This window comes from Limnohabitans sp. 63ED37-2 (genome assembly GCF_001412535.1).
Classification (GTDB): domain Bacteria; phylum Pseudomonadota; class Gammaproteobacteria; order Burkholderiales; family Burkholderiaceae_C; genus Limnohabitans_A.
Map to the genome: position 1 here is coordinate 3,288,076 of NZ_CP011774.1, position 22,760 is coordinate 3,310,835.

24 protein-coding genes are annotated in these 22,760 nt (G+C 61.8%); 21 read left to right on the forward strand and 3 right to left on the reverse strand.

Annotated elements, in window-relative coordinates; all coding sequences use genetic code 11:
• Positions 1-65: 65 nt before the first annotated feature.
• The 8 genes from L63ED372_RS15690 to L63ED372_RS15725 all read left to right on the forward strand — a co-directional run bounded on the left by L63ED372_RS15690 (position 66) and on the right by L63ED372_RS15725 (position 8,871).
• Positions 66-818 (forward strand): GNAT family N-acetyltransferase, encoded by a 753-nt coding sequence (locus tag L63ED372_RS15690; RefSeq protein ID WP_062407299.1) that lies wholly within the window; start codon positions 66-68, stop codon positions 816-818.
• 72 nt (positions 819-890) lie between these two features.
• Entirely contained in the window at positions 891-1,832 is a 942-nt protein-coding gene (locus tag L63ED372_RS15695; protein ID WP_062407301.1) for an HlyC/CorC family transporter, read from the forward strand.
• Positions 1,829-3,400, forward strand: a complete 1,572-nt coding sequence (gene lnt / locus L63ED372_RS15700; RefSeq protein WP_062407303.1) for an apolipoprotein N-acyltransferase — start codon at positions 1,829-1,831, stop codon at positions 3,398-3,400. Before L63ED372_RS15695 ends, lnt begins: the two co-directional genes overlap by 4 nt.
• A 70-nt stretch (positions 3,401-3,470) precedes the next feature.
• Entirely contained in the window at positions 3,471-4,376 is a 906-nt protein-coding gene (gene glyQ / locus L63ED372_RS15705) for a glycine--tRNA ligase subunit alpha (protein WP_062407305.1), read from the forward strand.
• A gap of 12 nt (positions 4,377-4,388) precedes the next feature.
• Positions 4,389-6,521 (forward strand): glycine--tRNA ligase subunit beta, encoded by a 2,133-nt coding sequence (gene glyS, locus L63ED372_RS15710; RefSeq protein ID WP_062407307.1) that lies wholly within the window; start codon positions 4,389-4,391, stop codon positions 6,519-6,521.
• A 20-nt stretch (positions 6,522-6,541) separates the two neighbouring features.
• Positions 6,542-7,123, forward strand: a complete 582-nt coding sequence (gmhB, locus tag L63ED372_RS15715) for a D-glycero-beta-D-manno-heptose 1,7-bisphosphate 7-phosphatase (protein WP_062407310.1) — start codon at positions 6,542-6,544, stop codon at positions 7,121-7,123.
• A gap of 27 nt (positions 7,124-7,150) precedes the next feature.
• A complete protein-coding gene (locus tag L63ED372_RS15720) occupies positions 7,151-7,924 on the forward strand; it encodes a lysophospholipid acyltransferase family protein (RefSeq protein WP_062407312.1) in 774 nt (257 codons plus the stop codon).
• 17 nt (positions 7,925-7,941) lie between these two features.
• Positions 7,942-8,871 carry a M48 family metallopeptidase gene (locus L63ED372_RS15725; RefSeq protein WP_062407314.1) on the forward strand — a complete coding sequence of 310 codons (930 nt, stop codon included), beginning with the start codon at positions 7,942-7,944 and terminating at the stop codon, positions 8,869-8,871.
• A 202-nt stretch (positions 8,872-9,073) separates the two neighbouring features.
• On the opposite strand, the gene L63ED372_RS15730 is transcribed toward L63ED372_RS15725, so the two are convergent.
• Positions 9,074-10,198, reverse strand: a complete 1,125-nt coding sequence (locus L63ED372_RS15730) for an MBL fold metallo-hydrolase (protein ID WP_082431741.1) — start codon at positions 10,196-10,198, stop codon at positions 9,074-9,076.
• A gap of 127 nt (positions 10,199-10,325) precedes the next feature.
• Between L63ED372_RS15730 and L63ED372_RS15735 the strand changes: the two genes are divergently transcribed.
• The 12 genes from L63ED372_RS15735 (at position 10,326) to L63ED372_RS15790 (ending at position 20,584) form a co-directional block, all read left to right on the forward strand.
• Positions 10,326-10,730: a MerR family transcriptional regulator gene (locus L63ED372_RS15735; protein ID WP_062408263.1), complete on the forward strand. Its 405-nt coding sequence runs from the start codon at positions 10,326-10,328 to the stop codon at positions 10,728-10,730.
• Positions 10,731-10,831: 101 nt separating this feature from the next.
• On the forward strand, positions 10,832-11,311 hold the full coding sequence (locus L63ED372_RS15740) for a PaaI family thioesterase (RefSeq protein WP_062407318.1): 480 nt from the start codon (positions 10,832-10,834) through the stop codon (positions 11,309-11,311).
• A 79-nt stretch (positions 11,312-11,390) separates the two neighbouring features.
• Entirely contained in the window at positions 11,391-12,572 is a 1,182-nt protein-coding gene (locus tag L63ED372_RS15745) for an isovaleryl-CoA dehydrogenase (protein WP_062407320.1), read from the forward strand.
• 49 nt (positions 12,573-12,621) lie between these two features.
• Positions 12,622-13,275: a carbonate dehydratase gene (gene can / locus L63ED372_RS15750; protein WP_062407322.1), complete on the forward strand. Its 654-nt coding sequence runs from the start codon at positions 12,622-12,624 to the stop codon at positions 13,273-13,275.
• A gap of 13 nt (positions 13,276-13,288) precedes the next feature.
• The gene (locus L63ED372_RS15755) at positions 13,289-13,801 is read left to right on the forward strand and encodes a hypothetical protein (RefSeq protein ID WP_062407324.1); all 513 of its coding nucleotides are present in this window, start codon (positions 13,289-13,291) and stop codon (positions 13,799-13,801) included.
• An 11-nt stretch (positions 13,802-13,812) separates the two neighbouring features.
• On the forward strand, positions 13,813-14,997 hold the full coding sequence (locus L63ED372_RS15760; RefSeq protein ID WP_062407326.1) for an acetyl-CoA C-acyltransferase: 1,185 nt from the start codon (positions 13,813-13,815) through the stop codon (positions 14,995-14,997).
• A gap of 3 nt (positions 14,998-15,000) precedes the next feature.
• Positions 15,001-15,678 carry an SDR family oxidoreductase gene (locus L63ED372_RS15765; protein WP_062407328.1) on the forward strand — a complete coding sequence of 226 codons (678 nt, stop codon included), beginning with the start codon at positions 15,001-15,003 and terminating at the stop codon, positions 15,676-15,678.
• Positions 15,679-15,698: 20 nt separating this feature from the next.
• Positions 15,699-16,826 carry an acyl-CoA dehydrogenase family protein gene (locus L63ED372_RS15770; protein ID WP_062407330.1) on the forward strand — a complete coding sequence of 376 codons (1,128 nt, stop codon included), beginning with the start codon at positions 15,699-15,701 and terminating at the stop codon, positions 16,824-16,826.
• Positions 16,827-16,875: 49 nt separating this feature from the next.
• Positions 16,876-18,267, forward strand: coding sequence for a Trk system potassium transporter TrkA (trkA, locus tag L63ED372_RS15775; protein ID WP_062407333.1), 1,392 nt, complete (start codon positions 16,876-16,878; stop codon positions 18,265-18,267).
• A gap of 2 nt (positions 18,268-18,269) precedes the next feature.
• Positions 18,270-19,742 (forward strand): TrkH family potassium uptake protein, encoded by a 1,473-nt coding sequence (locus L63ED372_RS15780; RefSeq protein WP_062407335.1) that lies wholly within the window; start codon positions 18,270-18,272, stop codon positions 19,740-19,742.
• Positions 19,743-19,763: 21 nt separating this feature from the next.
• Complete coding sequence (locus L63ED372_RS15785; protein ID WP_062407337.1) at positions 19,764-20,195, forward strand: rhodanese-like domain-containing protein; 432 nt, start codon at positions 19,764-19,766, stop codon at positions 20,193-20,195.
• Positions 20,195-20,584, forward strand: a complete 390-nt coding sequence (locus L63ED372_RS15790) for a YchJ family protein (protein ID WP_062407339.1) — start codon at positions 20,195-20,197, stop codon at positions 20,582-20,584. Before L63ED372_RS15785 ends, L63ED372_RS15790 begins: the two co-directional genes overlap by 1 nt.
• Here the strand turns inward: L63ED372_RS15790 and gloA2 are convergent.
• Positions 20,560-20,976, reverse strand: coding sequence for an SMU1112c/YaeR family gloxylase I-like metalloprotein (gene gloA2, locus L63ED372_RS15795; protein ID WP_062407341.1), 417 nt, complete (start codon positions 20,974-20,976; stop codon positions 20,560-20,562). The two genes, L63ED372_RS15790 and gloA2, sit on opposite strands and share 25 nt — an antisense overlap.
• Before the next feature lie 64 nt (positions 20,977-21,040).
• Between gloA2 and L63ED372_RS15800 the strand changes: the two genes are divergently transcribed.
• A complete protein-coding gene (locus L63ED372_RS15800; RefSeq protein WP_062408265.1) occupies positions 21,041-21,688 on the forward strand; it encodes an HAD family hydrolase in 648 nt (215 codons plus the stop codon).
• Positions 21,689-21,710: 22 nt separating this feature from the next.
• Here the strand turns inward: L63ED372_RS15800 and L63ED372_RS15805 are convergent, their stop codons facing one another.
• Complete coding sequence (locus L63ED372_RS15805) at positions 21,711-22,754, reverse strand: AraC family transcriptional regulator (RefSeq protein WP_062408267.1); 1,044 nt, start codon at positions 22,752-22,754, stop codon at positions 21,711-21,713.
• Positions 22,755-22,760 lie beyond the last annotated feature (6 nt).

Genomic DNA, 22,760 nt, shown 5'->3' on the forward strand with positions numbered 1-22,760 from the left:
ACAAAACCCGTGTCACCCCCGGGCAGGCAAATCGGTGCAAAATGGGGTTAACCCTAGGTGTCATCATGAATACCCCTTCAGAACCGCGTACCAAGCGACTCACTCTTGTGCTTCGTCAGCTGTGGCAAAGCGTGTTCGGCGTGGCCGACGTGGGGCTGTCTTCCTCGGGCGGGGTGGCCCGCAAGAGCGCCAATTGGGTGCCGATCCGATCGCTGTCGCCACGCCACAAGCCGCGCATTGCGCGGCATTTGCGCGCCCTGCCCGCACAAGACCGTTACCTGCGTTTTGGTTACGCCGCCACCGATGAGCAAATTGACCGCTATGTGGCGGGTCTGAACTTCACGCGGGACGAGATCTTTGGGGTTTTCAACCGCCGCTTGGAGTTGGTGGCCATGGCGCACTTGGCGTATTCGGTCGACCCGCAATGGGCCACGTGTGCCGAGTTTGGCGTGTCGGTGTCGCCCCATCAGCGTGGCAAAGGCCTGGGCGCCCAATTGTTTGGCCATGCGGTGATGCATGCCCGCAACCAAGGGGTGAGCCTGTTGTTCATCCACGCCTTGAGCGAGAACGTGGCCATGCTCAAGATCGCGCGCCACGCTGGGGCCGCGGTGCAGCGCGACGGCAGCGAAAGCGAGGCCTATCTGTCTTTGCCGCAAGCCACTTTGGACAGCCAGCTCAGCGGGCTGGTGCAGGAACAAATGGCCGAGCTCGACTACCAGCTCAAAATGCAGGCGAACCAGTTTCGCCAGTGGCTGGCCACGGTGCAAGAGATCCGCCAAGGCGTGCGCGATGCCCGTCACACTTCGCGCGGCCCCTGAAAAGACGGTTTGTCATCCAAATCCGCTATCCTAGTAGTTTATTCACTACAGCATGTCCTGCCAGCCTAGACCGTGTCTGACCCCTACCCTGCGCGCCACGCCGAGCGCGAAGACAAGCGAAGTTTTCTGCAAAAACTCGCGGAGTTCATCCACCCTGGACCCGATTCGGCCGATGAACTGATCGAGACCTTGGCCGAGGCCGAGGACAACCAGATCATCAACACCGAGAGCCGTTTGATGCTCGAAGGGGTGATCCGCATGGCCGATATGACCGCCAGCGATGTGATGCTGGCCGCGCCGCGCATGGACCTGCTGAACATCGAAGACCCCATGGACGAGTTGCTGCACCAAGTGATTGACACCGGGCATTCGCGCTTTCCGGTCTTCGAGGGTGAGCGCGACAACATCATCGGCATATTGTTGGCCAAAGACCTGCTCAAACTGCAGCGTGCGCCCGAGTTGAACATCCGCGCCTTGTTGCGTCCGGCGGTGTTTGTGCCTGAAAGCAAGGGCCTGAACGATTTGCTGCGCCAGTTCCGCGACAACCGCAACCACCTGGCCATCGTGATCGACGAGTATGGCCGCACGGCTGGGCTGATCACCATCGAGGATGTGCTCGAGCAGATCGTGGGTGAGATCGAGGACGAATTCGACATCGCGGAGGATGCCGGTGATATTTTCGGGCTGCCCGACCGCAGTTTCAGGGTCAGCGGCGACACCGCCATCGAGCGCGTGGACGAGGCCTTTGGGGTGGATTTGAGGCAAGCACGTCAAGCCGATGACGACCATGATTTCGACACATTGGGCGGCTTGATCGCCCACGAAATGGGCCATGTACCGCACCGGGGGGAAAACTTCGAGCTGGCGGGCCTGCGCTTTGTGGTCTTGCACACCCGCGCGGGTGCCGTGCGCTGGTTCAAGGTGTCCCCCTTGCCTGCCCTTCGCAGCGAACCGTTGGGCAGCGAGCAGCCCAGCAACACAGCCAACTCACCTGCACCCGGAACCGCTCCATGAGGGGTATGCCGCCACGCGAGCGGGGATGGCAGGCCGTCTGGCCCGCGTTGGCGGGGGCTGCGCAGGCCGCGTCCATCGCCTGGCCGGGCAGTGGCCAGGCCCAGGGCTGGTTGCAGGTGTTGAGTTTGACGCTGCTGGCCGCTGGGCTGGCGCGCATGGCCCGTTCAGGCTTGACGCAGGACCGTGGGGGCCCACTTCTCAAGCGGGCGGCTTGGTTCGGTGGTGTGTTTGCCACGGCTTGGTTGGCCGGGTGTTTTTGGTGGCTGTATGTGTCGATGCACCATGTCGGCGGCTTGCCCGCGCCCTTGGCGGTGCTGGCCGTGCTGGCCTTGGCAGCGGCGCTGGCGCTGTACTATGCCGCCGCCTCGGCCGTTTGGGTGAGCCTGGCGCGGGGCTTGGTGAGCAGGCGGCCGGGTTTGGCTAGCGTATTGTTCGCCGCGCTATGGACCTTGGCCGAACTCATGCGAGGGCGCTGGCTGACGGGTTTTCCTTGGGGGGCCGGGGGCTATGCGCATGTGGACAGCGCTTTGGTTGCCTTAGCGCCATGGGTCGGTGTGTACGGCATGGGGGCTGTCGCCGCTTGGCTGGCCATGCGCTTGGCGTTGGTGGGGTGGCACTTGCGGGCGCTCAAGTCCTTACTGGGCGTGGGCATCGTGACTTGGGCTTTGCAGGCATTCGGGCCTGTGTTCACCACCTCTGCTGGCTTGGGGCAAGTGCAGTTGCTGCAGGCCAATATTTCGCAAACCGACAAGTTCCAGGCCGCCAGTGGCGTGCGAGATGCGCTGCAGTGGTACGACGAACAATTGCGCGCCAGCCAGCAGCCTTTGGTGGTGGCCCCTGAAACCGCCATCCCCCTGCTGCCGCGCCATTTGCCACAGGGTTACTGGTCCGGCTTGCAGGCGCATTTCTCAGAGCCGGGCCGACCGATGGCCTTGGTGGGCCTGCCTTTGGGCAGCCTGGACCAGGGCTACAGCAACTCGGTCGTGGCGCTCGGGCCTCAGGGCATAGCGCCCTACCGCTACGACAAATCGCACCTGGTGCCCTTTGGCGAGTTCATCCCGCCGGGTTTTGCCTGGTTCATCCGCATGATGAAAATCCCTTTGGGCGATTTCAAATCGGGCGCGTGGGACCAACCTTCTTTGGCCTGGCAAGGCCAACGCTTGGCCCCCAACGTTTGTTACGAAGACCTGTTCGGCGAAGAACTGGCCCTGCGTTTCAAGGACCCGTCCACCGCGCCCACGGCCTTGGTGAATGTGAGCAACATCGCCTGGTTTGGCGACACGCTGGCGGTGGACCAGCACTTGAACATCTCCCGCCTGAGGGCCATTGAGTTGGGCCGACCCATGCTGCGCGCCACCAACACCGGGGCCACGGCCATCATTGACCACCAGGGGCGCGTGACACACCAGTTGCCACGTTTTACCCGGGGCAGTCTGACCGGTTCTTTTGAGGGGCGCCATGGCCTCACACCCTTTGCCCGCTGGGCCAGTGCATGGGGTTTGGCCCCTCTGTGGGCGCTGTGCTGTGTGGTGGTGGCTTGGGCTTTTTGGCAGCGGCAAAGGCCGTAAAATGAAGGGTTCGCGCAAAGCTTGCGCCCATCCCTAACTCCAGCCAGCTCGCTGCTGGCCTGCTCAGGCCATGTTGACCTTCCAGCAAATCATTCTCAAACTGCAGCAATACTGGGATGCCCAGGGCTGCGCCTTGCTCCAGCCCTACGACATGGAAGTCGGCGCGGGCACCAGCCACACCGCCACGTTTTTGCGTGCCATCGGCCCCGAGCCATGGAAAGCCGCTTATGTGCAGCCCAGCCGCCGCCCTAAAGACGGGCGCTACGGCGAGAACCCCAACCGCCTGCAGCACTACTACCAATACCAGGTGGTCTTGAAGCCCGCCCCCAGCAACATCCTAGAGCTGTATTTGGGCTCGCTCGAAGCACTGGGTTTTGATCTGAAAAAGAACGACATCCGCTTTGTCGAAGACGACTGGGAGAACCCAACACTCGGCGCATGGGGCTTGGGCTGGGAAGTCTGGCTCAACGGCATGGAAGTCACGCAGTTCACCTACTTCCAGCAAGTGGGCGGCATCGACTGCAAGCCGATCACGGGTGAGATCACCTACGGCCTGGAGCGCTTGGCCATGTACCTGCAAGGCGTGGACAACGTCTACAACCTGCAATGGACCGATGGCTTGACCTACGGTGACGTGTACAAACAAAACGAAGTCGAGCAATCAACCTACAACTTCGAGCACAGCGATGCCGAGTTCTTGTTCACCGCTTTTGGCGCACACGAAAAGCAGGCCCAGCACCTGATGGGCGCGCAGCTGGCGCTGCCTGCTTACGAGCAAGTGCTCAAGGCCGCACACACCTTCAACCTGCTGGACGCGCGTGGTGCGATCAGCGTGACCGAGCGCGCTGCCTACATTGGCCGCATCCGCAATCTGGCCCGCAGCGTGGCGCAGAGTTATTACGAGAGCCGCGAACGTCTGGACTTCCCGATGGCCCCGCGTGAATGGGTTGCCCAAATGCCCAAGAAAGCCGCGTGAGGGAGAAACGACATGACAACACAAAACCTTCTTGTTGAACTGTTTGTGGAAGAGCTGCCGCCCAAGGCGCTCAACAAACTCGGTGCGGCTTTCTCGGGCGTGCTGGCCGAGCAACTCAAGGCGCAGGGCCTGGCCGCTGCCGATGCGGCGGTGACCGCTTTTGCATCACCCCGCCGTTTGGCCGCGCATGTGACCGGCGTGGCCGCACAAGCCGCCGACAAGGCCGTGCAGCAAAAGCTGATGCCCGTGGCCGTGGGCCTGGACGCAGCGGGCAATGCCACACCCGCACTGCTCAAAAAATTGCAAGCGCTGGGTGCTGATGTGAGCGACCCGGCTGCTGCTGTGGCCATGCTCAAGCGTGCCCCCGATGGCAAGGCCGAAGCGCTGTTTTACGACAGCGTCGTTCCAGGCGCGTCCCTGCAAGCTGGTCTGCAAAAAGCGCTGGAAGAGGCGCTGGCCAAGCTGCCCATCCCCAAAGTCATGCAGTACCAGTTGGAAACCGATTGCGAACTGCCCGGTTGGAGCAGTGTGAACTTTGTACGCCCTGCGCACAGCCTGATCGCCCTGCACGGCAGTGTCGTGGTGCCCGTCAAGGCGCTGGGCCTGACGGCAGGCAACAGCACCCAAGGCCACCGCTTTGAGGCCAAAGTCTCGCCCGTGGTGTTGCAGCATGCTGACCAGTACGCTGAGACGCTGAAGAACGATGGTTCGGTGATCGCCAGCTTCGCCGAACGTCGCGCCGAAATCGTGCGCCAGCTGAATGCGGCGGCTACGCAAGTGGGTGGTGGTGCGAAGCCCATCGAAGACGAAGCCTTGCTCGACGAAGTGACCGCGCTGGTTGAGCGCCCCAATGTGCTGACCTGCCAGTTCGAGACCGAGTTCTTGGGCGTGCCGCAAGAGTGCCTGATCCTCACGATGAAGGCCAACCAAAAGTACTTCCCCCTGGTCGATGCATCGGGCAAGCTGACGAACCGTTTCTTGGTAGTGAGCAACATCACCCCCGACGACGCATCGTTGGTGATCGGTGGCAACGAGCGCGTGGTGCGGCCGCGCTTGGCCGATGCCAAATTCTTCTTCGACCAAGACCGCAAGAAAACGCTCGAATCGCGTGTCGAAGGCCTGTCCAAAGTGGTTTACCACAACAAGCTGGGCACCCAAGGCGAGCGCATGGCGCGGGTTTGCGCCATCGCCAAAGCCATCGGCCAGCAAGTGGGCGGCGATCTTCTGGCCGCGCAAGCCGAGCAGGCTGCCCGCTTGGCCAAGACCGATTTGCTGACCGACATGGTGGGCGAATTCCCCGAGCTGCAAGGCATCATGGGCGGCTATTACGCCCGCCACGATGGTTTGAGCAGCGATGTGGCCGAGGCCATTGAAGACCACTACAAACCTCGTTTTGCGGGCGACGACCTGCCGCGCAACAACGTCGGCTTGGTGGTGGCGCTGGCCGACAAATTGGAAACCCTGGTCGGCATGTTCGGGATCGGCAATGTGCCCACGGGCGACAAAGATCCGTTTGCGCTGCGCCGTCACGCTTTGGGCGTGGTCCGCATGCTGGTTGAAAAAGACGTGGCGCTGGGCTTGCCCGAATTGCTGGCCTTGTCGACGCCCGTGTTCGGCGACAAGATTTCTGGCGGTGCGGATGCCTTGATTGACTTCATCTACGACCGTCTGTCGGGCAGCCTGCGCGAGCAAGGCTTCAGCGCCCAAGAGGTCGATGCCGTCATGGCCTTGCGCCCCGCCCGTCTGGGTCAGGTCAACCAGTTCCTGTCGGCTGTGCGCGCCTTTACTGCGCTGCCTGAAAGCCCGGCCTTGGCCGCGGCCAACAAGCGCATCGGCAACATCCTGAAAAAAGCCGGTGAGGTCGATGCCCACGTCAACCCCGCACTGCTGCAAGAAGACGCCGAAAAAGGCCTGTACACCGCCATGCAAAAGTTGCTGCCCGAATCCGAGGCGCAGTTCAAAGCCGGTGATTACACCGCCAGCTTGCAAACCCTGGCTGCGCTGCGTGCCCCGGTGGACGCGTTCTTTGACGACGTGATGGTCAACGCCGAAGAAATGGACCTGCGCCTGAACCGCCAAGGCCTGCTCAAGTCGCTGCATGTGGCCATGAACCGCGTGGCCGATTTGTCGCGTCTGGTGGCTTGATCGCCTGAGCCCGCCAGCCCATGAACACCCACCTGAAACTGGTCATCTTGGACCGCGATGGCACCATCAACCGGGCCAGTGACGAGTTTGTCAAATCACCTGAGGAGTGGCACCCTTTGCCGGGCTCGCTGGAGGCGATCAGCCGCCTGAGTCACGCAGGTTTTCATGTGGTGCTGGCGACCAACCAGTCGGGTATCGGGCGGGGCTTGTTCGACATGGCCGCCCTCAATGCGGTGCATGCCCGCATGCTCAAGTCATTGTCGGCAGTGGGGGGGCGCATCGACGCGATTTTTTACTGCCCGCATGCGCCGGACGAAGGCTGTGCTTGCCGCAAGCCCGAGCCCGGTTTGCTCTTCCAAATACAGGAGCGCTACGGTGTGAGCTTGACCGGCGTGCCGTATGTGGGCGACAGCCTGCGTGACATGCAAGCGGCCGAGTCTGTGGGTTGTGTGCCGCACCTGGTGCGCACGGGTCGGCACCCCGATGCGACGGCCTTGACTTTGCCCCCCGCATTTCCCGCGGGCACGCAAGTGCACGCCGACTTGGCTGCTTTTGTGGATCACCTGCTGGGTGAAGCCGCTGCGGTCAGAGCCCTTTCCTGATTTGCTTTTACCGAGTTTCAGCGCCGTATGAACTTCATCCGCTCTCTGGTCCATGTGTTGTGGATGGCCATCACCGTCATCCCTTGGGCCCTGTTTGTGGTGCTGATTTCTTACTTTGTCAGCAGCACCCGCTTGTATTGGGTTTGTGTAGGCTGGTTGCGTTTGGCGGTCAACAGCGGCACCCGGATTTTGGGCATCCAAAACCGCATCCAGGGCATGGAGAACCTGCCCCTGGGCACCAAGGATCCCGCCGTCTTGCTGGTCAAACACCAGTCCACCTGGGAGACCTTTGTGATGCCGGTCATCATGCCGCACCCGCTGGCGTATGTGTTCAAGAAAGAGCTGTTGTATGTGCCTTTCTTTGGCTGGGCCATGGGCCGCTTGGACATGATCCACATCGACCGCAAGCAGCGCTCACGCGCCTTCGCCAAGGTGGTGCAGCAAGGCCGCCGCCTCATGCAAGAAGGTGTTTGGGTCATCATGTTCCCTGAAGGCACACGCATCCCGCGTGGCCAAAAAGGCGAGTACAAAAGCGGAGGCGCACGCTTGGCCATTGCGGCCGGTGTGCCCGTCATCCCGATTGCCGTGACCTCGGCGCGTTGCTGGCCCACACGGGCTTTTGTCAAAACACCGGGTGTGGTGGACATCTCGATTGGTCAGGCCATTTCGAGCGAAGGCCGCAGCGCTGAAGAGTTGATGCTGGAGGTCGAGACCTGGATCGAGTTCGAAATGCACCGACTCGATCCTGAGGCTTATCCTGAGCCTCACCCCCAGGCCACCATCGCTGCTTCCGGGCATTGAACTCAGCGGGGGCCAGCATGCGCGCGCCTTTGCAATTTGTGCTGGACTTTTTCACCGGGGGTGACCCGGTGCAGCCCACAACCCTTCCTTCATCGCCACCCAAAGTCTGGGTGCCTCCCGTGACGGACGCCCAGTCTGTCGCGCCACCCTCGACCTCGGGTGCTGTTGAAGGGTCCCAGCCCCAAACTGACGCCAGCCCTTGTGGCTTCACCCACCCCGCCGCCAACCGCCATGCCCAGTTGCAGGGTGTCATGGTGTCATTCAGGTTGGAGCGCTCGCGGCGCAAGAGCATCGGTTTTTTGGTGGGGGCCGATGGTCTGGTGGTGCGCGCGCCGGGCTGGGTGCCGCTGCGCGAGGTGGACGCCGCAGTGAAAGAAAAAGCAGCTTGGATTGTGGCCAAGCTGCAGCAGTTCAAAGAGCGGCAGACCGAACAGTTTCAAAAAGCCATCGAGTGGCGGCACGGAGCCGAGGTGCCTTTTTTGGGGCGCACAGTGCAGCTGTGTGTGCTTGAGCGCGGTGTGGGGCGTGTGCATGGGCAAGACTTAGCACCCGAGCAGGTGCTGCCCGTGACGGTGCCACCCGGTGCCTCGGTGACCCAGGTGCGCGACGCGGCCCAGGTTTGGCTCAAAAAACAAGCCAAGACCTTATTTGAAGCGCGGCTGCACCACTTCGCACCGCTGTTGGGTGTGCGTTGGCAAAAGCTCAGCCTGTCGAGCGCTAGCACGCGTTGGGGCAGTGCCCGCACCGATGGCCACATCCGCCTGAACTGGCGGCTGATCCACCTGCCGATCAGCCAGATCGACTACGTGGTGGTGCACGAGCTGGCCCACCTGCGCGAGATGAACCACAGCCCGCGCTTTTGGGAAACCGTGGGCGAGGTCATGCCCGACTACGCCGAGCGCCGCAAAGCCTTGCGCCAAGCCCCGGTGGACCTGAAAGAAGACTGAAGCTTGGCAGTCAACCTGACTTTGCAGACCCCACAAGTTTCGGTTTCGTGTTTTTACCTTGTCATCCCGGCCTTGAGCCGGGATCCATTGCAAGCACCAGGTGATTGCAAAGGGCCGTGGAGCGCACTGGATCCCGGGTCTTCGCCCGGGATGACAAAAGCTTCATGGATGCCTTAACAAGGAGTGCAGGATGTGCCTGCCATCAGGCCGAGTTGTTGCTGAACCGGATCACACCATCGGCCCCGCGTTCGCGGCGCATCTGGCCGGACAGCCACAGCAGGTTCAGGTGCGCCACGGCTTCGCCCAAAGCAAAGGTGGTCTGGTGCACATCGAGGGGGCGCTTGAACAGCACAGGCAAGAGCTCGTGGGCGCAGCACGCTTTCGCGCTGCAAGCTTGCAGCAGCTCGGCCAGGCGCTCGGCGTGGTGCGCCTTCAGTTGCGCAATGCGCGTGGCCGCGCCCTGGAAAGGCCGCCCGTGTGAAGGCAGCACCAAGGTGGTGTCGGGCAGCTGAGCCATCTTGTCCAGTGAGTCCAGGAACCACTGCAGCGGGTTGCCATCGGGCTCCATAGCGTAGACGCTGATGTTGGTAGAAATGGACGGCAACAGCATGTCACCGCTGATCAGCAACTGCTGCTGCGCATCGAGCAAAGCCATGTGTTCAGGCGAGTGGCCATAGCCGCTGATGCACTGCCAAAGGCGATCGCCGATGCGCACCTGCATGCCCGCCATCAAGCGCACATAAGCGCCAGGGATCTGGGGCACCATGCTGGGGTAATAACCCACCCGCGCTTGCACCTGCGCCAGTTCTTCGGCTTGGTTCCAGCCATGCGACTTGAAAAAAGCCACCGTGGGCGCACCGCCAAAATTGGACATCCCGCTGCAAGCGAGCAGGGCCGACTGGTATTCGCTGGTGCTCATCCACAGCGGCGCTTGCCAGCGCTCGCACAGCCAGTGGGCCAGGCCCATGTGGTCGGGGTGCATGTGGGTGACCAGCACGCGCAAGATGGGCAGGCCCTGCAGCACCTGCGCCTCCACGTCTTGCCAGGCCTGGCGCGTCGCCGGGTTGTCGATGCCGCAGTCCACGGCGGTCCAGCCTTCATGCAGCACGTCCGGCTGGGCGGGGTCGGGCAGACGGTCGCGCAGCAGCCACAGGTTGATGTGGTTGAGCGCAAAGGGCAGGCCCATGCGCAGCCAGAAAACACCGGGCGCGACCTCAATGGCTCCGCCCACAGGGGGCAGTTGCTCCGCCATGGGGTACTGCAAGGGGGTGCCGTCGACGCGGGCGCTGGGGGCTGGCATCACGCGGTCTGTGGGCAAAGTGGACATGCGTCAGGGGCTTTGGGTTAGCATTCGGGCGTTTGACGTTGACGTCAACGTCAAAGACAATTTTCATTGTAGGGGCGGGTTTTTTGCAGGCCTGTCCCGCTTGCGCAAGCTCAAGGGACTCCACGCCATGGCGAACACGTACACGATCAGCGATCTGGCCCAGGAATTTGACCTGACCACACGGGCTATTCGCTTTTACGAAGACATGGGCCTGCTCGAACCCGAGCGCTCGGGGCCCGGCGGGCGCAACCGCGTGTACTCGGCGCGCGACCGCACCCGCCTCAAACTCACCTTGCGGGCCAAGCGACTGGGCCTGTCGCTCAATGAGGCCAAAGACCTGATCGACATGTACGACAGCCCCCGCGACACGGTGCCGCAGCTCAAGAAATTCCTCGTGGTGCTGGCCGAACACCGCCAGCAACTGGAGTCGCAGCTGGCCGATCTGGAGGCCACCCTGGACGAGGTCAAAACCCACGAAAAGGAAACCCGCAGTTTGCTGACCAAGGCCAACAAGGTGGGGGCTGGCGCCTGACAGCTTGGCGTGGCGGTGGGTCAAGTCAAGGCCCGGTTTTGGTTGACGTTGACGTAAACGTCAATTAAAGTCTGGGTTTGATGTCAAGCACTGGATGTGATGTGAGCACTGCCCCCTCTTCAGACCCGTCAACCCTTGCAGCCGGTGCGGCCCAAGACCGTGCAGCCCATGAGCGCGTGGCGCTGAGCTTGGCCCGACAGGGCATGATGAATCACTTGGGTGTTCGCCTCTTGTCGGCAACGGTCGGGCAGGTGGAACTGGCGGTGCCCTACAGCGACAAAGTGACGCAGCAGCAAGGGGGCTTTCACGGCGGTGCCATTGGCGCACTGGCGGACATCGCCGCCGGTTACGCGGCTTTGACCGTGTCGCCCGAAGGCATGGAGGTCACCACCGTGGAATACAAGATCAACTTCCTCTCCAACTTTCAAGGCGGCGAGATTCACGCCACCGGCCGTGTCACCAAAGCGGGCAAACGCATCATCGTGACCAGCGCCGAAGTGGTACACATCAACGACAGCGGCCAACGCTCGGACTGTGCTGTGATGCAGTCGACCCTGGTGCCTGTGCCCAAAACTTACTAGTGGGTTGTTCAGCGTTGGGCGTTCAGCGTTCAGCGTGAAAACCACCGCAACTGAACAAACAACGCTCAACGGAGAAACCATGAACAACTTGCCCGGCCTGAATTTCCAACTCGGTGAAGACATCGACGCCCTGCGCGACGCGGTGCGCGACTTTGCCCAAGCCGAAATCGCGCCCCGTGCTGCTGAGATCGATCGCAACGACCAGTTTCCGATGGATCTGTGGCGCAAGATGGGCGATCTGGGCGTGCTGGGCATCACCGTGGGCGAGGAATATGGCGGCGCGAACATGGGCTATCTGGCGCACATGATTGCGATGGAAGAAATCTCCCGTGCCAGCGCCTCCGTGGGCCTGAGCTACGGCGCGCACTCCAACCTGTGCGTCAACCAGATCAAGCGCAACGGCACCCCCGAGCAGCGCGCCAAATACCTGCCCAAACTCATCAGCGGCGAGCATGTCGGCGCCTTGGCCATGTCCGAACCCGGCGCGGGCTCGGACGTGCTGAGCATGAAGCTCAAGGCCGAAGACAAGGGCGGTTACTACCTGCTCAACGGCTCCAAGATGTGGATCACCAACGGCCCGGACGCCGACACCCTCGTGGTGTACGCCAAGAGCGAGCCCGAGCTGGGCGCACGCGGTGTGACGGCCTTCCTGATCGAAAAAGGCATGAAGGGTTTCAGCATTGCGCAAAAGCTCGACAAGCTGGGCATGCGCGGCAGCCACACGGGCGAGCTGGTGTTCAACAACGTGGAAGTGCCCGCTGAAAACATCCTGGGTGGTCTGAACAACGGTGCCAAGGTGCTGATGAGCGGCCTGGACTACGAGCGTGCTGTGCTCACAGGCGGCCCGCTGGGCATCATGCAGGCCGTCATGGACAACGTGATCCCCTACATCCACGACCGCAAGCAGTTTGGCCAGAGCATCGGCGAGTTCCAGCTGATCCAGGGCAAAGTGGCCGACATGTATACCGTGCTGCAGGCGGGTCGCTCGTTCGCCTACACCGTGGCCAAGAACCTCGACCTGCTGGGCGCCGAGCATGTTCGCCAAGTGCGCAAGGACTGCGCCAGCGTCATCTTGTGGACCGCCGAAAAAGCCACCTGGATGGCGGGCGAAGGCGTGCAGATTTTTGGTGGCAACGGCTACATCAACGAATATCCGCTGGGCCGCTTGTGGCGTGACGCAAAGTTGTACGAGATCGGCGCGGGCACCAGCGAGATCCGTCGCATGCTGATCGGCCGCGAGTTGTTTGCAGAAACTTGCTGAGGCCAGCCAAGCCTGCCCGCTTCTTGCAAATGCCGGTGACAATTACGCCATGACTTCCTCACTGCAAAACCTTCTCGACAACAACCGCCAATGGTCCGCGCGCATGGTGCGCGACGACCCGGCGTTTTTCACCCGCCTGGCCAATCAGCAAACCCCCAAATACCTGTGGATCGGCTGCTCCGACAGCCGCGTGCCCGCCAACCAGATCACTGGACTGGAGCCGGGTGAGGTGTTCGTTCACCGTAACGTGGCCAATGTGGTGGTGCACTCGGACCTGAACGCCCTGTCGGTCATCCAGTACGCGGTCGACGCCCTCAAGGTCGAGCACATCATGGTCGTGGGGCATTACGGTTGTGGTGGTGTTCTGGCCACGCTGCGGGGCCTGCGTGTGGGCTTGGCTGACAACTGGCTGCGCCATGTGCACGACGTCAAGGTGCGCCACCGCCGCCGCTTGGACCACCTGCCCGTGCTGGCGCAGGAAGACGCCTTGTGCGAGATGAACGTGATCGAACAGGTGGGCAACGTGGCCCTGACCAATGTGGTGCAGGACGCTTGGGCGCGGGGCCAAAAACTCAGCGTCCATGGCTGGTGTTATGGCATCAAAGACGGGCTGGCCAAGGACCTCGGTGTGAGCATGAGCGGTGCGCACGAAGTGGTGGACGTGTTCCGCAGCGCCTTCAAGCGTTACCCCCGGGGCGAATGAGCTCGGTCTGAACATGAGCTTGGCAGAACTTCTGGAGTTGGGCAGTTATGCGGTGACCGTCTTCGGTCTGCCCTATGCTGTCTGGGTGTTCTGGCTGGAGCAGCGCAAGGAGCGAGAGAATGAAGAAGAAGAGGCCTACCAGCACCTCTCAGACGCTTACAACGATTTTTTGAAAGTGGTGCTGGACCACGCCGATTTGCAGCTGCGCACCACGCAGGCCTTGCACGATCCCACACCCGAGCAGCGCGAACGCATGATGACCATCTTCGACATGCTGATCGCCTTGTTCGAGCGGGCCTACCTGATTGCTTATCGCGAAACCATGAGCGCCACCGAACAGCGGCGCTGGAACTCCTGGGACGACTACATGCGCGAGTGGTGCAGGCGCGACGATTTCCGTTTGGCCTTGCCGCTCTTGTTGCGCGGTGAAGACCCCGACTTCGTGGCCTACATCCGCCGCATTGCCGAAGAAGAAACTGGCGAGCACCTCATCCTTGCCGACATCCACAAACACACACATCCTTGAAAGGCTTCTCCATGTCACACGATCCCATCGTCATCGTCAGCGCTGCCCGCACCCCCATGGGCAGCTTTCAGGGCGACTTTTCTGCACTGGCCGCCCACGACCTGGGTGGTGCTGCTATCAAGGCTGCTATTGAGCGCGCTGGCATCAGCCCCGAGCTGGTCACCGAAGTGCTGTTTGGCAACTGCCTGATGGCGGGCCAAGGTCAGGCGCCAGCACGTCAGGCGGGCTTCAAAGGCGGTTTGCCCAAAAGTGCAGGCGCGGTCACCTTGTCCAAAATGTGTGGCTCGGGCATGCGTGCGGCCATGTTCGCGCACGACATGCTGGTGGCCGGTACGCATGATGTGCTGGTGGCGGGCGGCATGGAAAGCATGACCAATGCGCCTTACCTCATGCTCAAAGGTCGCAGCGGCTACCGCATGGGCCACGACCGCATCTTTGACCACATGATGCTCGACGGTCTGGAAGACGCTTACGAGCCCGGCCGCAGCATGGGCACCTTTGGCGAAGACTGCGCTGCCAAGTACAGCTTCACCCGAGCCGAGCAAGACCACTTTGCCACCACCAGCGTGCAGCGCGCCAAGGCCGCGACCGAGTCGGGCGCCTTTGCCACCGAGATCACGCCCGTGACGGTGAAAGACCGCAGCGGCGAGCGCGTGGTGTCCATCGACGAAGGCCCCGGAAAAGTCAAACTCGACAAGATCACATCGCTCAAGCCCGCCTTCAAGAAGGACGGCACCATCACCGCCGCCAGCAGCTCGTCCATCAACGACGGTGCGGCCGCCATGGTGCTGATGCGCGAGAGCACCGCCGCCAAGCTCGGCTGCAAACCGCTGGCCCGCATCGTGAGCCACGCCACCCACGCGCAAGAGCCCGAGTGGTTTGCCACTGCCCCAGTGGGCGCAACCCAAAAGGCGCTGGCCAAAGCGGGCTGGAAGGTCGAAGACGTCGACCTGTGGGAAGTCAACGAGGCTTTTGCCGTGGTGCCCATGGCGCTCATGAAAGAGCTGAACGTGCCGCACGACAAGGTCAACGTGAATGGCGGTGCTTGCGCGCTGGGCCACCCGATTGGCGCGTCTGGTGCACGCATCATGGTCACATTGATCCATGCGCTCAAGGCCCGTGGCCTCAAAAAAGGCCTGGCCACTTTGTGCATTGGCGGCGGCGAAGGCACGGCGGTGGCCCTAGAGCTGGTCTGACGGATGCCAACGGTCCTGCTCATCGGCGCATCGCGCGGTATTGGTTTTGAACTGGCACGCCAGTTCATCGACCACGGCGCTCGCGTGATCGCCACCGCCCGGTCGGACGAGGGGGTGGCACGGCTTAAGGCGCTGGGCGCACAAACCTTGCGGCTCGATGTGGCCAATCCGGCCAGCAACTCGGGCCTGTCTTGGCAACTCGACGGCGAGAAGATCGATCTCGCCATTTACGTGGCGGGTGCGATGGACCGCGCCAGCGCCAGCACGCCGCCGACCCGAGACAGCTTTGACGCGGTCATGCACACCAACGTGATGGGCGCCATGCAGGTTATTCCTCAGATCGTGCCCATGGTGCAAGAAGCGCAAGGCGTCATAGCCTGCATCAGCTCCATCATGGGCAGCCAACAAGAGACCACGAGCGGTAACGCCGCGCTCTACCGCGTGAGCAAGGCCGCGCTCAACATGGTGGTGCGTTGCACCCAGGCGGAGCAGCCAGACATCACCGTGCTGGCCATCCACCCCGGCTGGGTGCAGACCGACATGGGCGGTGCGGCTGCACCGCTGACACCCGAGCAAAGCGCGAGCAGCCTGCGCCAGACGCTGAACCATGTCCTTGAACAACGCGACCCGAAATACCGGGGCGCATTTTTGAACCACGATGGCAGCACGCTGCCCTGGTGAACCGACTCTGAAAGACCGACATGCTGCTGACCCCCGACCAGGAAATGATCCGTGACGCCGTGCGTGACTTTGCCCAGCGCGAGCTGTGGCCCCATGCCGCCGAGTGGGACAAGAAGCACCACTTTCCCAAAGAAGCGCACAAGGGCCTGGCCGAGCTGGGTGCGTACGGCATTTGTGTTCCCGAAGAGCTGGGCGGTGCGGGCCTGGACTATGTGACGCTGGCGCTGGTGCTTGAAGAAATCGCAGCCGGTGACGGCGGCGTCAGCACCACCATCAGCGTGACCAACTGCCCTGTGAATGCCATCTTGATGATGTACGGCAACGCCGCGCAAAAAGCGCAGTGGCTCACGCCGCTGGCTCAGGGTCAGATGCTGGGTGCGTTTTGCCTGACCGAGCCGCATGTGGGCTCGGACGCGTCGGCCCTGCGCACCACGGCCGTGAAAGACGGTGACGAGTACGTGATCAATGGCGTCAAGCAGTTCATCACCAGCGGCCAACACGGCGATGTGGCGGTGGTGATTGCCGTGACCGACAAGGGTGCGGGCAAGAAAGGCTTGAGCGCCTTTTTGGTGCCCACCAGCACCCCGGGTTATGTGGTGGCGCGCCTCGAAGACAAGCTGGGCCAGCACAGCAGCGACACCGCGCAGATCAATTTTGACAACTGCCGCATCCCCGCCGAGAACCTGATCGGCCAAGAGGGCGAGGGTTACAAAATCGCCCTGTCGTCTTTGGAGGGCGGGCGCATCGGCATCGCCGCACAAAGCCTGGGCATGGCCCGCAGTGCACTCGATGTGGCCATCGACTACGCCAAGCAGCGCGAGAGTTTTGGCACGTCCATCTTCAACCACCAGGCGGTGGGTTTCCGTTTGGCCGACTGCGCTACGCAGCTGGAGGCGGCGCGCCAGCTGATTTGGCACGCAGCCAGCTTGCGCGACGCGGGCCGCCCTTGCCTGAAAGAAGCCGCCATGGCCAAGCTGTTTGCCAGCGAAGCGGCGGAAAAAGTGTGTTCTGCGGCCATCCAGACCCTGGGTGGCTACGGTTATGTGAGCGACTTTCCGGTCGAGCGCATTTACCGCGATGTGCGTGTGTGCCAGATTTACGAAGGCACCAGCGACGTGCAGAAAATCATCATCCAGCGCGGGCTTTGATCGTACGAATGACCAGTTGACGCTGGCCCTTCACGTATCATCGCGGCCCATGAACATCATCATCCTGGGCGCGGGCCGTGTGGGCGAAAGCGTTGCTGAAAGCTTGGTTTCCGAGCAAAACGACATCACTGTCATCGACCAAGACCCCGAGCGATTGCGCCTTTTGCAAGAGCGCCTGGACTTGCGCGGTGTGGTGGGCAACGGCATTCAGCCTTCGGTTTTGCATGAGGCCGGGGCACAAGATGCCGACATGTTGATCGCTTGTGCGCCCGCCGATGAGGCCAATTTGGTGGTTTGCAAGATCGCCCACGATGTGTTCAATGTGCCCACCACCATCGCCCGTTTGCGTTCGCCCGAGTTCAACGAGGGCGACGCCTTGCTGGGCAAGTCAGGTTTTGCGGTGGACCATGTGATTTGCCCCGAAGAGTCGGTGACGCGATACATCGAACAGCTGATCCAGTACCCCGAGGCCTTGCAGGTGCTCGAATTTGCCGAAGGCCGCGTGAGCCTGATCGTGGTGCGTGCGGCGGCCGACAGCTTGCTGGTCAACCACACCATTGCCGAATTTCGCGGCCGCTTGCCAGATGCCGAGATGCGCGTGGTGGCCCTGTACCGGCAAGATGCGCTGGTGGACGCCTTGCCAGAGACCCGCATCCTGCCAGGCGACGAGGTCTTTGTGCTGGCCGATACGCGCCAGATCCCCATCGTGTTGGGCGGCATCCACAAAACCGACAAGCCCGTACAACGCCTGATGCTGGCTGGTGGCGGCAAAGTAGGTTTGCGCCTGGCGCGCATTCTGGCGGACCAATACGACGTGAAGCTGATCGAGCGTGACAAAAAGCGCTGCGAATACCTGGCCAGCCAGTTGCCATCGAGCATGCTCATCCTGAATGGCGACGGCGCTGACGAAGACTTGCTGCAAGAAGAAAACGTGGGCGAGATGGACTTGTTTTTGGCGCTGACCAGCGACGACGAGGACAACATCATGTCGGCCATGCTGGCCAAACGCATGGGCGCGCGGCGTGTCATGGCCCTGATCAACCGCCGCGCTTATGCCGACATGATGCAAGGCAGCACGATCGACATCGCGATCTCGCCCGCGCAAACCGTGATCGGCGAGCTGTTGGCGCATTTGCGACGGGGCGATGTGGCGGCAGTCCACAGCCTGCGCCGGGGGGCGGCCGAGGCCTTGGAGGGCATCGCGCGTGGCGACCACAAGACCTCCAAATTGGTCGGGCGCCGCGTTGAAGAAATCAAGCTGCCGCAAGGCGTGAGCATGGGGGCTATTGTGCGCGGCGAGGGTAAAAAATCTGAAGTGCTCATGCCGCACCACGACACCCTGATCGAAGCCAATGACCACATCGTCTTGTTCATTCCCAACAAGCGCGATGTGCGTGCGGTGGAAAAGCTTTTTCAGGTCGGCGCGACCTTTTTTGGCTGATCATGCTTGTTTACCGTGTCGCCCCTGTGCTGGGCAAGATCGTTTTGGTTTTTGTGCTGACCTTGCTGGTGCCACTGACCCTGTCGATGGTCTTGGACGATGGTGCGACCAGCGCCTATGCCATCACCATGGGTGTGTGTGTGCTGGTCGGACTGGCTTTGCTTTTGCTGGGGCGGCGCGGCGTGCGAGCCGATGAGCTGAAGTCGCGAGATGGCATTTTGTTGGTTGGCTTGGTTTGGACCTTGTTGCCCTTGATCGCGTGCCTGCCTTTTCTTTTGCACTTTGCCCAGACGCCTCAACCATTGAGCTTTTCAGGTGCGTATTTCGAAGCCATGTCGGCGCTCACCACCACCGGCTCAACCGTGATTGTGGGCTTGGACCATTTGCCCCCATCGATCAACCTGTGGCGCTGTTTTTTGCAGTGGTTGGGGGGTATGGGCATTTTGGTTTTGGCCGTGGCTATTTTGCCCATGCTGGGTGTGGGCGGTAGCCAGTTGTTTCGCGCAGAAGCCACTGGTCCTATGAAAGACAGTAAGCTCACGCCTCGCATCACCGAAACCGCCAAAGGATTGTGGACGGTGTATTGCCTGCTTTCGGTGGCGTGTTTGCTGGCCTACCGCTGGGGCGGCATGACTTGGCTGGATGCCTGGGCGCACATGTTCACTACACTCAGCTTGGGCGGCTTGTCCACACACGATGCGAGTTTTGGGTTTTTTAACTCGCCCACACTTGAATGGATCGCCATCGTATTCATGCTTTTGGCCAGTTGCAATTTCGCTTTGTATTTTGTCGCCTTGGTCAAACGCCAGCCTTTGAAAGTGTTGCGTGATCCTGAATGGCGGGCATCCATTGGGCTGCTGGTCGGCGTCAGTTTGCTGATCGCCGCTTTGCTGTGGTTCAAAGGCCACCCTGCCGACCTGGCTGACATCATCCGAATGAGTCTTTTCAACGTCATCTCGATTGGTTCCACCACGGGTTATGCCACGGTGGATTACACCCAGTGGCCCGTTTTTGCGCCCATTGTGATGCTCATTTTGTCCGGTATTGCCACCAGCGCAGGCTCCACGGGCGCGGGCATCAAAATGGCGCGCCTGGTGATTTTGATCAAACAGGCACGCCGTGAAATGCGGGCCATCATTCACCCTCGCGCCGTTCAGCCCGTGACTTTGGCGGGTCATCCGGTAGACAACCGCACCATTTTTTCTGTGCTCGGGTTCATGCTCATGTATGGGGGCACCATCATCGTTTTGACATTGCTGCTCTTGTTGACGGATATGCCTTTTGAGACGGCCTTCAGTGCCGTGGTGGCCAGTGTGAACAACATGGGACCGGGCTTGAATGAAGTCGGACCTTCAGGCAACTATGCCAGTTTGTCAGCCACGCAATTGTGGATTTGTACACTGGCCATGTTGTTGGGGCGTTTGGAAATCTTGTCCTTCCTGGTCATCCTCACCCCCGGCTTTTGGCGCAAATGAAATTTGATCAAGGAGACACACATGCCCATCACCAAAGGTTTTCAAGCCCTCGTCGACGAGGCCATGGCCCAGGTCACCACGCACAGCGTGGCCGAGGTGCAAGCGCGCCTGGCCGACCCGACCGTGCAAATCGTGGACATCCGCGACCCCCGTGAGCTCGAGCGCGAAGGCACCTTGCCCGGCGCTTTGCTCGCGCCTCGCGGCATGCTCGAATTTTGGGTGGACCCGGCCTCGCCCTACTTCAAGCCCGTGTTCGCGGACGAGAGCAAACAGTTCATCCTGTTTTGCGGTGCAGGCTGGCGCAGCGCCTTGGCCACCAAAACACTGCAAGACATGGGCATGATCAATGTGGCCCACATCGACGGCGGTTTTGCGGCCTGGAAAAAAGCAGCGGCACCCATCGTGACCATGGAACAACACAAGGCCGAAAGCGCAGCGCGCAAAGGCGCTTGATGGCGGTGCCATGCCCCTGTGGTCGCACCGGTCCCAAAGGTCAGGTGCAGGCCTTGGACGATTGCTGTGGCCCGCTGCACGGAGGCCAGGCGGCCCCCGATGCTGAGCGCCTGATGCGCTCGCGCTACAGCGCTTTTGCTCTGGGCAATGTGTCCTATTTGCTGAGCACTTGGCACAGCAGCCAGCGCCCTGCCGAGCTGACGCTCGAAACAGGTGGCAAGTGGTTGGGCTTGGAGATCAAACACCACCGCGTCACCGGGGCTGACACCGCGGAGGTCGAATTTGTGGCACGTTTTCGGATCGGCGGCAAAGCGGTGCGCCAGCACGAACGCAGCCGCTTTGTGTGCGAAGGCGGGCGGTGGTTTTACGTGGACGGCGACGTGCTCTGAGCGGGCACCTCGTACAGCTCCAGCGGCAAGCCATCCGGGTCGGCCAAAAACACAAAGCGTTGGCCCGTGTACTCATCAGTGCGGACGTCCTCGACCGCGATCCCTTGGGCTTGCAGGTGCGTGACCCAGGCCTGCACATCGTTCACCGCAAAGGCCAAGTGGCGCAAGCCTCGCGCTTCGGGATAACTGGGGCGTGGCGGCGCCCCCTCAAACGAAAACACCTCGACTTGGCCACCATCGGGCAGGGCCAAATCCAGCTTCCAGGATTGGCGAGCAGCCCGGAAGTTTTCGGCCACAACACGCAGGCCCAGCAGCTGGGTGTAGAAGTGTTTGGCGCGGGCGTAATCAGAACAGATGATGGCCGCGTGGTGAATGCGAAGCAGGGCTGGCATGGTGTGTGGGCAGTGGCTGAAGGTCTGTAGTGTGCCTTGACGCGATGGCTTTATGATCAACCGCATGAACTTTGAAGCCATTTTGTTCGATTGCGACGGCGTGCTGGTGGACAGCGAAGCCATCACCTGCGGCGTGCTGCGCGACATGTTTGAAGAACAGGGCTGGTGCATGACGCTGGTCGAGTGCATGCAGCGCTTTGTGGGCCACACCGTCAAAAGCCAGCGCAGCACCATCGAGGCGCACACCGGTCAGCCACTCACCGATGCGTGGCTGGAACAGTTTTATGCCCGGCGCAACGAGCGTTTGACCCAAAGCATCACCGCCATCGACGGCGTGCACGACGCGGTGGCGCATTTGCATGACCATTGCCAGGGCCGCATCGCTGTGGCTTCGGGCGCAGACCGTTTCAAGGTCGAGATGATGCTCAAGCAAGTGGGCCTGATCCACTTTTTTGAAGGCCGCATTTTCAGTGGCCACGAGATGCCGCGCAGCAAGCCGCACCCCGATGTGTACCTGGCCGCCGCTGCGCATTTGCAAGTGGACCCGGCGCGTTGCTTGGTGGTCGAAGACACCACCGTGGGCATCACGGCGGGCGTGGCTGCCGGGGCCACGGTGTGGGCTTATGCCGCGCCGCCCGCTCAGCATGCTCCGCTTTTGCAGGCAGGCGCGCAGCGGGTGTTCACCGGCATGCACGACTTGCGGCTGGCGTGAATCCGGCATCGGCAGATGCCTTTTAAGTGGGCTTGGCCAGCCTGAATTCTTCGGGCGTTCGGCCGGTCCAGCCTTTGAAGGCCCGCATGAAACTCTTCTCGTTCTGAAAACCCACCTCGGCCGCAATCTGTTTGATGGGGCGCTGCGTGCGCAGGAGCAAATCGGCGGCCATCTCGCGGCGCACGCTGTCTTTGAGTTGTTGCAGGCTGGCACCTTCTTCTTTGAGTTGTCGATGCAGGGTTCGGGGCGAGAGGTTGAGCCAGGCGGCCAAGTCGTCGGCGTTGCGGCTGTGTTCGGGGTGTTCGGCCAGGGTTTGGCGCACTTTTTCGACCAGTAGTCGGTCGCGTCGGTAAGGTCGCACCGTGAGCAGCAGGGCGCGTTGCAGCATGCTTTGCAGTGCGGCTTCGTCGCGGCGCAGGGGCAGCTGCAAGTAGCCCGCATCAAAGCTCAGGCGGCTGTGCGGGGCCTTGAATTGGCAGGGGCCATCAAACAGAACGCCATAGCGCTCAGCATGGGGCGGCGGCGCAAAGTGCAGCGCGGTGGCGCTCAGCGGGATGCGTGAATCGGTCAGCCAGCAGGCCACACCCAGCGCATTGCGCAGCACCGACACGGTGCAAAACTCGCGCAGGTCTTGCAGGTCGTGGGTTTCGTGCAGTTCGATGTGGGCCAGGCCTTCGGATGTGCTCAGGTTCAGGCGGATGTCGTCCGTCAACAGGTTGTGGTGGCGGCACCAGCGGCTCAGGGCCACGCCCAAGGTGGGCGCGGTCAGGGAGGCGCGCACCAGCATGCCGTAGCTGCCCCAGGGCAGGCGGCGGCGAAACCAGCCCAACGCTTCGTCGTCCAGTTCGCGCATGGCGGTGGCCGAGAGCCATTCCATTTGCAAAGCGGTGATGCGTGAGGCCGTTTGTTGAAATTGTTTTGGCGCAATTTGTGCCGCACTCAGTGTTGGCCAAGGGTCCAGGCCACGCTGGGTGTAGGCGCTGGCAATCGCCCGAACAAAGGCCATGGGCGTCTCGGCCCGGCCGTGGCTGTCGGGGCTGGGGAGGGGGCGGCTGGTCTGGGGCATGGCGGT